We start from the raw sequence: 17011 nt of genomic DNA on the forward strand, positions 1-17011 counted from the left end.
TGGCAGCGAACCGTCATTCCCATGAAGAGCTTGCCGCTTGCGGCAGGCTCTTTCGCTTTTTCTTTCTTCTTATATCCGTTAGCAGATCAGATTTGTCCAGTTCGCGAATCATATTCCTCTATGGCGCAGTGCCTGGAATCGCAATAACGGATTATTCCCGTCAGTTCAAACGGATGACCGGTTTTTCCCCGAAGGATTACATCTTTCATCTGCGGGTTAATCAAGCGAAGAAGCCTTAATCACGCTTGACGAATTGAATCCGTACCGCTGCTAGATTATAATACTAGTTTATATATCTTATTTTTTAGCAGAAGGAACTGATAGCATGGTAACGAATCGTCCCGAATATTGGATATCGAAGCTCGGATTAACCGCTCATCCCGAAGGCGGTTATTACAAGCGCACGTATGAATCTCAAGAACAAATTACCGATCAAGAGCTGTCCGTGCAGTTCAGCGGTCGGCGGTTGCTGTATACGAGCATTTATTTTCTGCTGCAATCTCATGACGTCTCCCATTTCCACCGTTTGAAATCGGATGAATTATGGTACTACCATGCCGGGAGCCCGCTGACGATCCATGTCATCCATGAGAACGGCGTTTACGAAGCAATCAAGCTCGGCATTAACTTGGATAACGGCGAAGTGCCGCAGTATGTCGTTCCCAAGAATGCAATATTCGGTTCCTCGGTCATGGAGAAGGATACGTTCTCGCTCGTCGGATGCATGGTATCGCCAGGCTTTGATTTTCAGGATTTTGAGCTGTTCACCCAAGATGAGCTGCTGCAGCAATATCCGAATCACGAGGACATCATCCGCAAGCTAGCCTACAAAGAGCTGGTTACCGTATAAAAAGAAGCTTTCAAGAACACGTCGGTTTGACGTGTTTTTTGTTTGGTTTCATTTGACAAGTCTCCTTACTTCATATTAACTATTGGTAAATAGATTTTAGGAATACGTATCGGATTGGAGCAAAGGCATGATATATCGCAATCTTGAAGAATGTATCGTCGATTTGGAGAAGAATGGCCACTTGATTCGCATTCACGAAGAAGTGGACCCCTATCTGGAAATGGCCGCCATTCATATGAAGGTCCATGAAGCTGGCGGTCCCGCCCTGCTGTTCGAGCGTGTGAAAGGGTCCAAATTTCGCGCCGTGTCCAACCTGTTCGGCACTGTAGAGCGGAGCAAGTTCATATTCCGCCAGACGTGGGACAGCGTGCAGAACGTCATCGCTCTGCGCAGCGACCCGATGAAAGCTATGAAGCATCCGTTCCAGCACGTCGGATCAGGGCTTGCGGCTTGGAAGGCGCTGCCGTCCAAGCAATCCGGCGGGCTGCCGGCCGATTTCCAGGAAATCAGCATTGCCGACCTGCCCCTGATTCAACACTGGCCGGATGATGGCGGTGCATTCGTCACCCTGCCCCAGGTATACTCGGAGGATCCGGACAAGCCCGGTATTATGAACTCCAATCTGGGGATGTACCGGATTCAGCTGAGCGGCAACGAGTACGAATTGAATCGAGAGATCGGCCTGCATTACCAGATTCACCGCGGGATCGGCGTTCACCAAGCGAAAGCGACGAAGCAAGGCGCTCCGCTGAAAGTAAGTATTTTCATCGGCGGTCCTCCGGCCCATACATTATCCGCCGTCATGCCTTTGCCGGAAGGGATGAGCGAGATTACGTTCGCAGGCTTGCTGGCGGGACGCCGCTTTCAATACAGCTATATCGACGGCTATTGTGTAAGCCATGATGCCGATTTCGTCATCACCGGCGAGATTTACCCCGGCGAGACGAAACCGGAAGGACCTTTCGGCGATCATTTGGGCTATTACAGCCTGACGCATCCTTTCCCGCTCATGAGGGTGCATAAAGTATACGCCAAGCGTAACGGCATTTTCCCGTTCACGGTCGTAGGCCGGCCGCCTCAAGAGGATACGGCGTTCGGCGCCTTGATTCATGAGCTGACGGGGGATGCCATCAAACAGGAAATACCCGGTGTGAAAGAAGTGCATGCCGTCGATGCCGCGGGCGTGCATCCATTGCTTTTTGCGATCGGCAGCGAACGGTACACGCCCTATCAGCCAACCAAGCAGCCGGCAGAGCTGCTGACGATCGCCAACCGCATTCTGGGGACAGGACAAGTCAGCTTGGCCAAGTATTTATTCATTACGGCCGAGGAGAACGAACCCGTGAATACCCACGATATCGAGGCGTTCTTCACCTATATACTGGCACGTATCGATCTCCGGCGCGATCTTCACTTTCATACCAATACGACCATCGATACGCTGGATTATTCGGGAATGGGACTTAATACCGGCAGCAAGATCGTTGTCGCCGCGGTCGGCGAGCGCAAGCGGGAGCTGTGCCGGGAAGTTCCCGAAGCCTTCCATAAGACCAATGGCATTCACCAAGCGCGCCTGGTCATGCCCGGCGTCGTTGCCGTCCAGAGCAGGCCCTTCACAAGCTACGCGGAAGCGGAAGCGGAAATGAAAGAGCTCTGCGATGCGCTTGCCGCACATGGGCCGCTGCCTTCTTGCCCGATGATCATCGTATGCGATGACAGCCATTTCCTGAGCGAATCGCTCGACAATTTCGTATGGGCAACCTTCACACGGAGCAATCCTTCGCATGATATATACGGCGTGAACAGCCGTTTTGAGTTCAAACATTGGGCTTGCGACAACGTCGTCATCGATGCCCGTACCAAACCGCATCAAGCGCCGCCGCTCATCCCGGATCGGATAGTTGAGGAGAACATCCGGCGATTCTTTGCCGAAGGCGCGAGTTTAAGCGGCATTGTGAAATAAATGAAGGGGACTGCATGCTTAAATGCCAGTCCCTTTTTGGCATTTATATTAATAACGGAGAATACGCATTGACTCTCCCCTTAGGGCAGCCGCTACACTCATTGTTGAAAGGAGATGAACCCCATGTATACCGTGAAGGACGTCGCTCAGCTGTCCAAGGTCACGATCAAAACCCTGCACCACTACCACAAGATCGGCCTGCTCCTGCCAAGCGAAATTACGGATGCCGGATACCGGCTCTACGGCAGGAATGAACTGGAGCGCTTGCAGCAAATTCTGCTGTACAGAGAGTTGGATTTCACCTTGGATCAAATCAAAACGCTGCTGGACGAGGAGCCTGACAGGCTGTCCCTGCTGGCCCAACAAGAAAAGCTGATGCTCGTTCGCAGACAAAGGCTGGACGACGTCATCGGCACACTTCGTCATACAATAACTAGCGAGAAAGAAGGAGAACCTATGGACGCGAAGGAGCTTTTCAAAGGATTGGCAACCGAGGAAGCATGGCAAGAAGCTCTTCATGAGCACAACGAACATTTGAAAGCAGCTTATCAGTACGAGCCGCCCGTCTCCTCCCCGCTGAACGTCGAGGAAATGAATGCGATGGCAGCCGAAGCCGCATCGTTCATGGCTGCGATGGCGGAGGCTCTGCGCAGCGGCGTGAAAGTCAATGACGGGAAGCTTCGCGGGCAGATGGACGCTCACCTTGCCTTCTTGAATGCGCATGGCCACGCGACGACGCCTGCCGATTTTGCAGCGCAGACCCGCTTCTTCCTCAGCGACGACTTTCATCTCGGGATGCTTGAATCCCAGCAGACCGGGCTGGCCTATTATCTTGCCGCTGCAGCGGAAGCATACGCGGCGGCAGCCGCATAATCCTTCGATCCGCAGCCGCCTACAGGCTGCGGATCGATTTATTTACAATAAGACTGTTCTACCTTCATTAAATGTGATAGATTGAATGTATCATCCAATGGAGGGATATCATTTTGAAGCCAGTCACCGAGAAGCTCATTAAGCAACATCAACAGCATTTGTCGGATAACCCTCATGAACTTCAAAATTACAGCTCCGTCTACGAACACATGCTCTACTACTTTACGACTATACTCGGAATGGACGAGCAGCAAGCCTGGCAGCACATCCAAGATTTCAAATCAGATCTGACCTGCGACGTCATGAAGAACGTTGTGAAGTCTGACATCATCTGAGTTATGTATACGCTTCCATATCGGGAGTACCACAGTGTCTGAAGCTCTTTTGCGAAATCCCATGAGATTAAGCCTCAGGGGATTTTTTTACAGTCATTGTCGTCTCCAGCTGACAGACTAGCACGATTCTTTGCTCTTTATTGCATATTCTTTGTTGTTTACCGGCCGTTTGCCGGCACTATAGCGTCCCTCAGAGCTTCCGTTGTATGATAGAGATAAATTCATGCGTATAGGCCATATACAGGGAATGGTGACCCCAATGAACCTTCTGCGCCGTCCGTTCACAACGCTTCGTGGAAAAATCCTCATTTCCGCCTTGTTTCTCATTATTTTACCTGTCGTAGTCATCCTGTACCGCTTCTATAACTCCTCCGAGCTCATCGTCCAAACCCAGCTGAATCAATCCAACCAAGCGGCCGTCATGCAAAAGGCGGAAACCATGAACGATCTTGCCGTACGTATTATCAAAGCATCGAGCCTCGTCATCAACGATCCGGAAACGGAAAAATTTCTAAGAGAACCTGCCAACTGGTCGGACAGCTACGATTCGTTCGTTAAACTGACCAGCCTGCAAAAGAAGCTCTCCAATGTCAAAGATCTGCTGCTCGATAGCGATGCGTATCTGGGCCTGTATGACAACCGCGGATTCACCCATACCACATGGTCAGCCGTTACCAAAACGGACATTAACGCTTACCGGCAGGAAAGCTGGTACGAACCGACGCTCCGCAAGAGCGGATCGCCCTACTGGTCGGTCCCCTACACACTCCGCACAGCCGGCAGCAGCCAAGAGCTCATCGTCATGACGCGGCAGGTGAACGGCGAGTATAAGAGCAACTATGGCTTTTTCCTGATCGGGGTGCCGATTCCGATATTTTTCTACAATGCCGATGAGCTGCGCAAGCAGCAGGAAGCCGGGATGACGTCCCTGCTTCTGGATCAGCAAGGGCAGCTGCTGCTTGGCCATTCCAGCTCGGAGGAGCTCCAGTCCGCGCTCCAATCGATGCGCAGGGACGCGAGCGGCATTCAGCGAATAACCATGAACGGCCAGGAGTATTTCGTGAACGACGCCTACGTGCCCCAACTGGGCTGGCGGCTTCTTCAGCTCATGAATCAACAAGATTTCGCCACACAGCTGGGACGGGAGAAAGACAAATCCATCGGCTGGGTCGTCGCTTGGTTTTTCTTATTTGCGATCGCTTTCATTATTCTGATGCTCCGTGTTACGAGCCCGTTCAAGCTCTTGGCCAAATCGATGAACAGAGTCGGGAAAGGCGAATTCAACACGATGGTCGCTATCAAAGGGGACGACGAGATCGCTGTCTTAGGGAGCAATTTCAACAAGATGGTCAGCCATCTCCAAGATTTGATCGCGAACTTATATGACGAGCAGCAGCGCAAGCAGAAGGCGCAATTCCAGGCTCTGCAAGCGCAGATCAATCCTCATTTCCTGCTCAATACGTTGAATTCGATCAAATGGATGGCGATTCTGTCCGGCAGCGAGCACGTCAGCGACATGATTACGAAATTGGGCAAGCTGCTCAACTTCACCATGCGGAATGAACAGGAATTCGTCACGCTTCGCGAGGAGCTTGACTATATCGGGGTTTATCTATCGCTTCAAGAAATTCGCTATCATGATCAAATCAAGTTCACTTATGACATTCCGGAACCGCTCCTGGACTGCGAAATTTTGAAATTTACGCTGCAGCCGGCCGTTGAGAACAGCATCATTCACGGTAACCGGTTCCCCCTGCACATTGAGCTTCAAGCGAAAGAAGCAGGAGGCCATTTACATATCATACTTCAGGATAACGGAGCCGGCATGAGCCTGGAGAAGATCCAGCAGGTCGAAGCCGAACTCAACCAGCCTCACGCCAAGTTCAGCGGCATCGGCATCCGCAACGTCAATGAGCGGATCAAGCTCCATTTCGGCGTCCAATACGGGATGCAAATCGCCAGCTCACCGAACGAGGGCGTTCGATTGACATTGCTACTCCCACTTAACAGGAGGACTGAGGAACATGCGCATACTCATCGTGGATGACGAAATATTGGTCCGCATCGGTTTAAAAACGATTATTCCGATGGATAGCGAAGAATTCCAAGTCATCGGCGAAGCCGCGAACGGCGTCGAAGCTCTATCCATCCTGGAGACTCAGCCTTGTGAAATCGTGCTCACCGACATCCGCATGCCTGAGATGGATGGTCTTGCCCTGCTCAAAATCATCCGCGAGCGCTGGTCGCAGGTGAAATGCCTTATTTTATCCAATCATAGCGACTTTGCCTATGTGCAGCAGGCTCTCAGACTTGGTGCGACGGAGTATATTACGAAGCTGGAAATCAACCCTTCCGAGCTCATGCAGAAGCTGCGGGCCATTAAGGAACAGCTGCTGATCGAGAAACAGGGGCAGAACGCCTATACGAAGCTGGAGCAGAAGGTGAACCTGTACAGCGGCGAGGTGAAGGAGAAAAGGCTGCGCGAGCTCGTGCTGGGCCACTCCTCCCGCCGGGAAGTCGAGCAGGTGTTCAGCGAGTTTCAGCTCGGTCCCTTCCCTGCACCGCTCTCGGCCGTAGCCATCCAGATCGAAGCGTACGACGAGCTGATTCAAAACAACCGGTTCCAAAGCGATCGGCTGCTGAGCTATACCGTCAAAAATGTCCTGAGCGAAATCCTGAAGAAACACGGCAATGGTGAGCTGGTCGAGATTGGTGGGGGCAAATTCGGCCTGCTGACCGGTCAGTTGAACACGGAGGTTCTGCGAGAAATGCAGAGCGCCGTGCAGACCTTCCTGAGAATCTCGATATCCTGCGGCGTGTCCCCCGCCTTCGAAGATGCCTGCCAGCTTCATCACGCCTTCGAGCAAGCCGATCATTCCCTCTCCTACCGATTCTATGGCGGACGGGCATGCATCGTTCATTACAGCGAGATTCCTCCCGTCCCTCCCAGGCTGTCCGAGCCATGGAACGAGGATGACCTCAGCAAACGCATTGACGAAGGGGATGCAGACGGAATCACGCAGCTGCTGCTCGCATGGACGGAGGATTTGCTGGCCAAGAAAAACGTGCCCCCCCTTATACTCCGTGAAATGTGGCTCAGCCTCCTGCATATGTTCTCGCGCAGCCTGAAGGCCGAGGGCACCGACATTTATTCCGTGACGCTCCACGAGAATCAATATCCGTACCCTGTGATCCGCGGCGCGGAGACGCTGCAGGACTTGGCCGATTGGTTCGTCGGCTGGATTCCCGTGTTCATGGCATACAAACGCCAGCACGGCAAGGATAAGCTGCGCCCTGAGATTCAAACCGTCATCCGCATCATTACGGAGCAATATCATTTGCCGATGAAAGTGGCCGATTTGGCAAGCAAAGTCGGATATACGGAAAACTATTTGAGCATTTTGTTCAAAAAGGAAACCGGCAAAACGATTACCGATTATATAACGAACATTCGGATGAAAAACGCGCGCGAGCTCCTTAAAAATCCGGATTACAAAATTTTTGAGATTTCAGAGCGCATCGGTTATGCCGACCCCAATCACTTCTCCCGCAGCTTCAAACAGCTGGAGGGCATGTATCCGACCGAATTTCGCAAAATGTATTTCGGCCACCGAACATCGTAGAATTATGCTGATCTTGGAATGAATCGTCCGTGTCCTTTTCTTGAGGATTCCATTACGATTTAGATACCAAAAGAAAAGGGGATGAACACATGAGAAAAGTTTTTGGGGTAAGCGCATCGCTAGCTTTGGCTGTAAGCGTTTTCGTGTCGGGATGTGCCAAAACCGAAGTCGCACCTGCAGCCTCCTCATCCGCAGCGCCAGCAGCCACGGCAGCAGCCGCATCGCCAACGCCTGAAGCGCAGAAGCCGGTTTCGCTTAAATTTTGGGGAGGCGTTCCGCCGGAAAGCGGCCCGCAAGAAGCGGTGGACAATTGGAATAAAGCGAATCCGAACATCAAGGTCGAATATATCCGTTTCGTCAATGACGATCCCGGCAACCTGAAGCTGGAGACCGCCCTGCTCTCCAACACGGACGCACCGGACATCTACATGACTTACGGTGACGATAGAATGACGAAGCGCCAAGCCGCCGGCATGGCGGAGCCGCTCGACGATCTCATTGCCAAGGCCGGCTTTGACGTGGAAGGCATTATCGGCAGCACGAACATCAAGAAATTTGCCGACGGCAAATATTATTACCTGCCTGCCAACAAGAACGTCGGCGCTGTCCTGTTCAACAAGAAAGCGCTGGACGAAGCCGGCGAGAAGCTGCCGACCACGTGGACTTGGGACGACTTCAGCGCCTTGGCGGCGAAGCTCAATAAAGGCGAGCGCAAAGGCACGATGCTCGATCCCGCTCTGTCGACCTTCGGCGAGCTCGTTCTTCAAACCGGCAAAGCCAAAGACGGCTATATCGCCGATGACGGTACCTCCAACTTCAACAGCCCGGCTCTGAAGAAAGGTCTGGAGCTGCAGCAAAGCTTGGAAAGCAAAGGCATAATGATGAAGTATTCCGAAGCGGTCGCGGGCAAAATTACCGTCCAGAACGAGCTGCTAACCGGTAAAGCGGCCATGGCGCCTTCGGCTATCTATATTATCCGCTACATCAAGGATACGAAAAGTTTCCCTCACGACTTCAAAGTCTCTTTCGCTCCCTATCCGCAATTCACGGCCGGCGGCAACGTAAACCCTGGCGGCGGTATGGGCGACTACATGGCGATTAACAAAAACAGCAAGAACAAAGAAGCGGCTATGAAGTTCATCTCCTGGTACTTGCAGGAAGGCAATATGTCGATGGTTCCGGGAGGACGCATTCCGACGAACAAGAAAGCCGATGCCGGCAAAATCGCCTCCATCCTGATCGGCGACGCCAAAGATCTGATCGACGAAGAATCGCTGAAGGCGCTGCTCGCCGGCAGCTATACGTTCCCGACCTCGTATAACGTCCCGGTTCCAACCGAGTTGAAGGCGATTTACAAGGACGAAATGGAGAAATATTTGCTCGGCGTGCAGCCGATTGATAAAACATTGGAGACGATGAAATCCCGGGCGGACACAACGCTTAAAGGCGCCAAAAAATAACCTGTCAAGCCTCCGGCATGATCATGCCGGAGGCTTTCTCAATCAAACTACAGAAACGTTCAATCTCATGCTATGTGCTTTCGATTCAAGCGTTGGTAAAGTTAGCCTTACATCTCAAACGAAAGGGTGAACTTGCCCATGAGACCATTTTGGCAAACCGCAAAATTCAGGGAAAACCTCGCAGGTTACCTGTTCATTTTGCCTAACCTCTCCGGGTATCTCATTTTTATTTTACTCCCGATCCTGTTCAGTCTTTATCTGGTATTCGTCGATTGGGAATATCTCAAAGGATTTGCCGGCATTTCGTGGGTCGGCTTTGACAATTTCAAAGCGCTTCTGGATGATCCCAAGTTGATCAAATCACTGCAGAACAATACCATTTTCACCGTGGTCAGCGTTCCCGCTTCGATCCTGTTCGGGCTCATTCTCGCCGTTATTTTGAATCAATATGTGTTTGCCAAAAACACGCTGCGCACGCTGATCTTCCTGCCGTACGTATCCTCCCTTGTCGCCGTATCCGTCATATGGAGCATCATGTACCGCGCGTCGAACGGACCGATTAATCAGTTCCTGTTGTCCATCGGCATCGAACATCCGCCAGGCTGGCTATCCAGCCCGAAATCCGCGCTGTTCGCGATCATCATCATGTCGGTTTGGGTGACGATCGGCTATGCGATGGTCATATATTTGGCCGGCTTGCAAGGCATCTCCAAGGATTTGTATGAGGCCGCCCAAATCGACGGTGCGTCGAAGCTGCGGCAATTCATTCAGATCACGGTTCCGATGCTGACGCCTACGACATTCCTGATCGCCATCACGCTCATGATCTGGTCCTTTCAGGTATTCGGTCCCGTCGCCGTCATGACGCAGGGAGGACCGATCGATTCGACGATGGTGCTCTCCTATCACATCTACCTGCTGGCATTCCGCTTCTACAAAATGGGCTACGCCGCAGCCGTATCATGGGTGCTCTTCACCATTATTTTCATCATTACGCTCATTCAGTGGCAAAGCCAGAAACGATGGCAGGATCACTTCTAAGAGGGAAGGGGATTTACGATGGACATAGAAACCGCTTATTCCGCGCAGACTGCACAGCGCAGATCGCGAGTGAGAAGAAAACCGCTTCCGCTGCTCGTCAAATCGCTCCTGACGGTTGTGATGGCGGGCTTCGCGCTGCTGATGATTCTGCCTTACGTCTGGATGCTCTCTACCTCCTTTAAGGTCAATGGCGAGGTATTCCAATATCCGATCGATTGGATACCGCAGACGTGGCATTTTGAGAATTACAAGCAGGTATGGGCCGGCCCCAATCCGTTCTATCTGTTTTACTTGAACTCCATCAAAATTACGGTCATCACCGTGCTCGGCAATCTGCTCACGAGCGCCATGGCGGGCTATGCCTTTGCCAAAATCCGCTTCAAGGGCCGTAATTTTCTGTTCCTGCTTTACCTGGCGACGATGATGATTCCGAACCAGGTGCTGCTCGTTCCGCGCTTCATTCTGTTCGATTCGCTTAAGCTGATTAATACGCACTATTCGCTCATCTTGCCCGGATTGTTCACCGTCTTCGGCACCTTCCTGATGCGGCAGTTCTTCAGCACGCTGCCCGGAGAGCTTCTCGAAGCCTCGCGCGTAGACGGAGCCGGCTACTGGCGCACCTTCTGGCAAATCTGCCTGCCGCTCACGAAGCCTGCGATCGTCACGCTGCTTATTCTGTCATTCACTTGGCATTGGAACGAATACGAAAGCCCGCTCATCTTCCTGCGCGACAAAGAGCTTTATACGATTCCACTCGGCCTGACCAGCTATGTCGAGGAATTCGGCACGAATTATGTCCTCACGATGGCGGCCTCCGTCTCGGCGCTGCTGCCTCTGCTCATCGTCGTCATCACTTGCCAGAAATGGGTTGTGGAGGGGTTTGCCAGCTCCGGATTGAAGGGGTAGGGCCCATTCGTTGACGGCAATCCGAGGGATGCGAGCCTTGTAGATGCTAAGCCTTCAATAGCCCCCTGTGCGAGGGAAATGAGATACGCTATTTCCGCACAATACGCCGAATTCGCTATCGAAAGGGAAATTCGGTACCTTATTTGGTCGTCACGAGCCGGATTACGGCCTCTAACAGCCAAATAGCGTATCTCATTTCCCCGAAGGCGCACAAATGATCGCTTTTCACGGAAATAGCGCACCCTATTTCCTTTAACCCGTCACAAGGCAGAAATGGGTTGTGGAGAGGGTGCCAGTTCCGGATTGAAGGGGTAGGTGGCGGTGCGGCTGGGTTGGGAGCTGGTCCTGCCGGGCCCATTCGTTGACGGTATCTCGAGGGATGCGCGCCTTGCGGATGTTAAGTCTCCACACCCCCCTAGGTGAAGGGAAATGAGATACGCTATTGCTGCACAATACGCCCATTTCGCTATCGAAAGGGAAATTCGGTACCTTATTTGGTCGTCACGAGCCGGATTACGGCCTCTAACTACCAAATAGCGTATCTCATTTCCCCCAAGGCGAACAAATGGTCGCTTTTCAAGGAAATAGCGCACCCTATTTCCTTCAACCCGTCACAAGGCAGAAATGGGTTGTGGAGGGGGTTTGCCAGTTCCGGATTGAAGGGGTAGGTGGCGGTGCGGCTGGGTTAGGTTGGGCTGGGCTGGGCTGGGTTGGGCGCTGGTCCTGCCGCGCCAATTCATTGACGGTATCTCGAGGGATGCTCGCCTTGCGGATGCTAGGCCTCCACAACCCCTAGGTGAGGGAAATGAGATACGCTATTGCTGCACAATACGCCGAATTCGCTATCGAAAGGGAAATTCGGTACCTTTTTTGGTCGTCACGAGCCGGATTACGGCCTCTAACAGCCAAATAGCGTATCTCATTTCCCCGAAGGCGAACAAATGATCGCTTTCCAAGGAAATAGCGCACTCTATTTCCTTTAACCTTAGCCCGTCACAAGGCAGAAATGGGTTGTGGGGTGGGTTTGCCAGTTCCGGATTGAAGGGGTAGGTGGCGGTGCGGCTGGGTTGGGTCGGGCGCTGGTCCTGTCCCATTCGTTAACGGCAACCTAAGGGATGCGCGCCTTACGGATGCTAAGCCTCAACAGCCCCTTAGGTGAGGGAAATGAGATACGCTATTGCTGCACAATACGCCGAATTCGCTATCGAAAGGGAAATTCGGTACCTTATTTGGTCGTCACGAGCCGGATTACGGCCTCTAACAGCCAAATAGCGTATCTCATTTCCCCGAAGGCGCACAAATGGTCGCTTTTCACAGAAATAGCGCACCCTATTTCCTTAGCCCGTCACAAAGACCGGCAGCCGGGCAATCCCACAAGATAGGCATCGCTCCCAACGGCAGCGCCGCCCAGGAGTGCTCACCGGTCTCACCCGTACACCCGCACCTCTATGACTTCGGCGCAAGGACTGCCGTTCGTCGACTCCACGACCAGTCGCAGCCGCCCGGTCTGAACGGTCCGCCGCAAGTCGTGCCGGCGCGTCCGCTTCCGGTTATTCGTCTCCCGGTGAAGCACCTGCCATTGCCCATCCACCAGCACTTCAAGCCGGTAGCCCTTGGCAAGTTCCGGCATCACGTCGAAGGACGTTCTGAACGCATGCAGGTTAATTAGATCCTGATTCACATTATCGTTGAAGGTCACCTGCACTTGCGCGATGGCCACTTCCTCTGCCCACGACAGCTCCAGCCACTCCTCCCCGCCTGCAGCGAGCAGCGAAGGCTCCGACATCCACAGATGCGGCGTCCCGTAAGGACGTAAGTAACCGTCCGTCACCTTATCCGCCGAGAAGGCATGCGTAGCGCCCACAGCCCGGAAGCAGATCGGCTTGCGGTCAAGGCCGCCTCGCATGCTCCACTCTACGACAGGCTGCTCCGGCTGGTGATCCTCCAGCTTCGGATCGACGACAGGCTGCTTGCCGCGCACGAACGCAAGGATACCCGTTTGCGGCTCATCCGCATGGTACACCGTCACATGCCGATTCGCCCGGACGATGACCACTGCGTTCTGCGCCTCATCCGGCCGCCAATGCAGCTCGAACGGAATCCACTGCAGCCTGCCGGCAGCCGCATGGGCTTCCGCCGATGCGATCCGGCGCTTCGGCACATAATTTTCCGCGCGTCCGGTATCCCACAGCTCGACGGCGATCGTCGTCGCTTCCTCGCTGTCGACCAGCAGCTCGAATCCGTTCAGCGCCGGCGCAACCGGGAACAGCACAGCGACGTCGGCATCCAGCCGCCTGGGCTCCACAGGCCGCTCCACGCACAGCTGCGTCAACGTGCTGGACGCCGTAATTTGCGCCCGGCGCGCCAAGTCCGACGCATCTTCGCTGCGCAGCCCGATGATCGAAGCATCCTGCCGCAGCAGCATCTGCTGCAGCTCCTGCAGATGCTTCCGGTACAGCTCCCGTGGCGTCGCCTGCTTCTGCACGCACAGCGCTGCTCCCGTCCCCGCCGCTTCGCCGATGACCGCGCAGGTCGCCATAACGCGCGTCGTGCCGAAAGCGACATGCGAGGCGCTGATATTGCGGCCGGCCATCAGCATGTTGCTGACGTTGACCGAGTACAGCGAACGGAACGGGATATGATAGATTCCATCGGCGTGCAGATGCTTCGAGCCGCTTTCCGCCGAGTATACGCCCTGCGGCGGATGCAAATCTATCGACCACCCGCCAAAGGCGACGCGGTCATCGAACGGCTCCTGGGCCATAATGTCGTTTTGATTCAGCACGTAATCACCGACAAAACGCCGATACTCCCTTTTCCCAGGCAGAGCCCCCACCCACTCCAGCGTCATCTGCCCGGCGTCGAAGTTGCCCGAATTTTTGATATAATCCCATATCCCGTATATAACGGCCCACAACTCATCGCGAATCCGCTCATTCTCATGCACCGTGTCGAGCTCGCCGCCCCACTCGATCCACCAGTAGTGACAGCCCGAGTCGCCGCTGCGGATCACTCTTTTGATCGGAATGGACGTTGTCGTAATATCCTTGGCGAAGCTTGGCGGGTTGAATCTCACCGGATGGCCGGCATCTTTGGTATAAAATAAAATCGTGCTGCCGAGCGTTATGCGGTCCGCAATCTCAGGCGCCCACGCCTCGCCGTACTCCGTCCTCGCTTCCCGGCCGATCCGGTATTTCGCCCCGGCGAGAAAGCCGATGAGCCCGTCGCCCGTACAGTCGAGATAGATCTCGCTCGCGAAACGAATTTTCCGCTCGGACCCCATCATCCACCCCGTCACGCTGCGGATCGTCCGGTTCTCCTCGTCGCCGTCCGCCTCAACCTCATGCACATCCGTGTTGAGGAACAGCTGTATGTTACTCTCCGCACGCACCGACTCCAGCACGGTCAGATCCCATAAATACGGATTGCCATCCATATTTTGATATTGATTCTCGACGAACAGCTCGCCCATGATACCCGTTTCCCGTGCATGGCGGTTGACCCCGTGCCCCGTTGCGCCGCATACCCATACCCGCACTTCGCTGGACGAATTGCCGCCCAGTACAGGCCGGTTTTGGACGAGCGCCACAGTCTGCCCCAGTCTGGCTGCGGCGATCGCCGCACAGACGCCCGATAAGCCGCCGCCGATGACGGTAATATCCGTTTTTACCAATTCCTCTTGCATTCGTTCCCACTCCCTTTGAACATGCGTTTTGATCTTATTTTAATGCACGGATAGCGCTTCAAACCATGCACGCAAGCATCATCCCCATATACAAAATTTCACGAACCGTCTTCCCCCGCCCAGGCCGTTCGCTTATGATACAGATAGCAAACAAAACGATGAAGAGCGAGGCGTGTGCCGTGCGAATACACGAGGAAATCTTAATGAAACCGTCTGTTCTGAGCCACGTATATTGGAAGGATAAGTCGGCCTTTCAGCTGCAAGAGGATACGAATGATTTCTGGGTGGTTTTTGCCGTGGAGGAAGGCAGCTTCGCCTACAAAATCGGTTCGCAGGAAGGAACGGCGTCCTTCGGTGATCTCGTGTTTTGCCCGCCTGGGGTCGCGTTTCGGAGAGCGGTGCTCCAGCCCTTGTCTTTTCATGTCATCTTGCTGCGGTGGGACTCGGCAGACGACGGCATCCCGGCCGGCAAGGTCACGCTACACGATTTGCACCGGCTCACGTCCAGCTACACCTATTTGAGAAAATGGGCGGAGCTGGGCTCCGATGCATCCGCCGCGCTGCGCCACCATTTTATTATGGATATATGGATGCAGTTGGCTGAAGAGAAACATTCGGCGTACAGGAATCCAAGCACGCAGCATGGCACCAGAGACAGCCTCATCGAGAAAGCCGTGCAATATCTGCAGGAGCATGCCGCCGACCATTTTAGCCTGAAACGTCTCGCTAAAGAGCTGGGGCTTACCCAGGTGCAGTTTACCCGCCGGTTCAAAAAGTCAGCCGGTATGCCGCCGCTCGATTATCTCACTTCGCTCCGCCTGCAGAAGGTGCAGAAGCTGCTGCTCGAAAGCGACCTGACGCTGCAGCAAATTGCCGGCCAGTGCGGGTTCGAGAATGAATTCTACTTAAGCCGCGTGTTCAAAAAAAGAATGCACATCCCTCCTACCCAATACCGTAAGCTGCATCGCCTATAATTTACTTAAGTGAAGGAGTTGTGCGCTATGAACCTGACGAAGGGTCAAAAAATAGACATCACCAAAGGAAGAAGCCTATCCAAGCTTCAATTGCATTTTGGGTGGTCCACACCCGTTTCCGGCATGAGCGTCGACGCCGCCTGCTTCTTGTTGTCGGCTTCAGGCCGCTGCGAGCGGGATGAGGACTTTATTTTTTACGGTAACGCTGCGGGACTCCATGATGCCGTTACGCATCAGACGCTGAATGGACCGGATCGGGAAGCTATCCGCATCGAGCTTGCCTGCGTGCCGGAGCGCATCGCCAAAATCGCTTTCACCTTCACGATTCATGAAGGCGATCAGCATGCATACAGCATGCAAGACATGAGCCAGCTCTATGTTCGATTGCTCCATGGGGATGGCGGCGAGGAGCTGTTCCGCTATGATTTGGGGCCGGATTTGACGAAAGAGACGGCGATTGTCGCCGGCGAGCTGTACAGGCATCAAGGCGAATGGAAATTCAGCGCTGTCGGAAGCGGCTTCTACGGCGGATTGGCCGCTCTGTGTACAAGCTTCGGTCTGGAGATTGAAGAGGACGCGGAGCCGGAGGTTGCGGCGGCGGCAGAGCTTGTGAAACCGCCTGTTTTATCGGCGATAGATTTGCGCAAAAAGACCGTCCAGGTCACTCTGGAGAAGAAGCAAATGACAGGAGTGATGGCGAGAGTCGGCTTAGTACTCGACATCTCCGGGTCGATGCGCACTTTGTACAAGAACGGCACCGTCCAGGAAGTGGTTGAACGCATCTTGGCCGTTGCGTGCCAATTCGACGACAATGCGACGCTGGACATTTGGATTTACGACAATGAATTCAGCCGGCTGCCTTCGGCAACGGAGAGTGACTTTGAAGGGTATGTGCAAAAGCACGTGATGACGAATCAACGTATTCACAAATTTGGTTATAATAATGAACCGCCGGTCATGCTGGACGTCATCCGCAAATATACGGTGGAGGAAAGCTCGCCGCTCCCGGTTTTCATCGTTTTCATTAACGACGGCGGCGTCGTGAAGCCGATCAAGAAGGTGATCACGGAAGCAGCCGTTCAACCCATTTTCTGGCAATTCGTAGGGATCGGACATGCGGACTTCGAGGTGTTGAGGAAGCTGGACGAAATGGAAGGCCGGGTTGTCGACAATGCGAATTTTATATATATCGAGGATATAGCCCGGGTTTCGGACGAAGCGCTCTACGGGATGCTCTTGAACGAATTTCCGGTATGGTTGAAAGAAGCGGCGAAGCAGCGAATTATTCGGCCATGACCTGA

General features: G+C 53.6%; 12 protein-coding genes and 1 pseudogene. 12 read left to right on the forward strand and 1 reads right to left on the reverse strand.

From position 1 onward, the window contains the following. Positions 1–325 precede the first annotated feature (325 nt). The 9 genes from J2X61_RS03845 (at position 326) to J2X61_RS03885 (ending at position 11051) form a co-directional block, all read left to right on the forward strand. A complete protein-coding gene (locus tag J2X61_RS03845) occupies positions 326–850 on the forward strand; it encodes a cupin domain-containing protein (RefSeq protein ID WP_274466059.1) in 525 nt (174 codons plus the stop codon). 127 nt (positions 851–977) lie between these two features. Then, positions 978–2813, forward strand: a complete 1836-nt coding sequence (locus tag J2X61_RS03850; protein WP_310186030.1) for a UbiD family decarboxylase — start codon at positions 978–980, stop codon at positions 2811–2813. Between the two features lie 123 nt (positions 2814–2936). Next, a complete protein-coding gene (locus J2X61_RS03855) occupies positions 2937–3686 on the forward strand; it encodes a MerR family transcriptional regulator (protein WP_274466061.1) in 750 nt (249 codons plus the stop codon). Between the two features lie 113 nt (positions 3687–3799). Continuing rightward, positions 3800–4021, forward strand: a complete 222-nt coding sequence (locus tag J2X61_RS03860) for a hypothetical protein (RefSeq protein WP_310186032.1) — start codon at positions 3800–3802, stop codon at positions 4019–4021. Positions 4022–4280: 259 nt separating this feature from the next. Further along, the gene (locus J2X61_RS03865; RefSeq protein ID WP_310186033.1) at positions 4281–6068 is read left to right on the forward strand and encodes a cache domain-containing sensor histidine kinase; all 1788 of its coding nucleotides are present in this window, start codon (positions 4281–4283) and stop codon (positions 6066–6068) included. After that, positions 6046–7644, forward strand: coding sequence for a response regulator (locus J2X61_RS03870; RefSeq protein WP_310186035.1), 1599 nt, complete (start codon positions 6046–6048; stop codon positions 7642–7644). The genes J2X61_RS03865 and J2X61_RS03870 overlap by 23 nt, the downstream gene beginning before the upstream one ends. A gap of 89 nt (positions 7645–7733) precedes the next feature. Then, on the forward strand, positions 7734–9104 hold the full coding sequence (locus J2X61_RS03875; RefSeq protein WP_310186037.1) for an ABC transporter substrate-binding protein: 1371 nt from the start codon (positions 7734–7736) through the stop codon (positions 9102–9104). A 138-nt stretch (positions 9105–9242) separates the two neighbouring features. Beyond that, positions 9243–10145, forward strand: a complete 903-nt coding sequence (locus tag J2X61_RS03880; protein WP_310186039.1) for a carbohydrate ABC transporter permease — start codon at positions 9243–9245, stop codon at positions 10143–10145. A gap of 18 nt (positions 10146–10163) precedes the next feature. After that, on the forward strand, positions 10164–11051 hold the full coding sequence (locus J2X61_RS03885; protein WP_310186041.1) for a carbohydrate ABC transporter permease: 888 nt from the start codon (positions 10164–10166) through the stop codon (positions 11049–11051). A 1426-nt stretch (positions 11052–12477) separates the two neighbouring features. Here J2X61_RS03885 and J2X61_RS03890 read toward each other — a convergent pair. Continuing rightward, positions 12478–14736 carry an FAD-dependent oxidoreductase gene (locus J2X61_RS03890; protein WP_310186043.1) on the reverse strand — a complete coding sequence of 753 codons (2259 nt, stop codon included), beginning with the start codon at positions 14734–14736 and terminating at the stop codon, positions 12478–12480. A 203-nt stretch (positions 14737–14939) separates the two neighbouring features. Between J2X61_RS03890 and J2X61_RS03895 the strand changes: the two genes are divergently transcribed. The 3 genes and pseudogenes from J2X61_RS03895 to J2X61_RS03905 all read left to right on the forward strand — a co-directional run bounded on the left by J2X61_RS03895 (position 14940) and on the right by J2X61_RS03905 (position 17006). Then, positions 14940–15710, forward strand: a complete 771-nt coding sequence (locus J2X61_RS03895; protein WP_310186045.1) for a helix-turn-helix domain-containing protein — start codon at positions 14940–14942, stop codon at positions 15708–15710. Positions 15711–15737: 27 nt separating this feature from the next. After that, positions 15738–16253: pseudogene (locus tag J2X61_RS03900) on the forward strand (TerD family protein); the annotation flags it as partial. 138 nt (positions 16254–16391) lie between these two features. Beyond that, entirely contained in the window at positions 16392–17006 is a 615-nt protein-coding gene (locus J2X61_RS03905) for a vWA domain-containing protein (protein ID WP_310186271.1), read from the forward strand. Positions 17007–17011: the final 5 nt, after the last annotated feature.

The organism is Bacillus sp. 3255 (assembly GCF_031456485.1).
Lineage (GTDB): Bacteria > Bacillota > Bacilli > Paenibacillales > NBRC-103111 > Paenibacillus_E.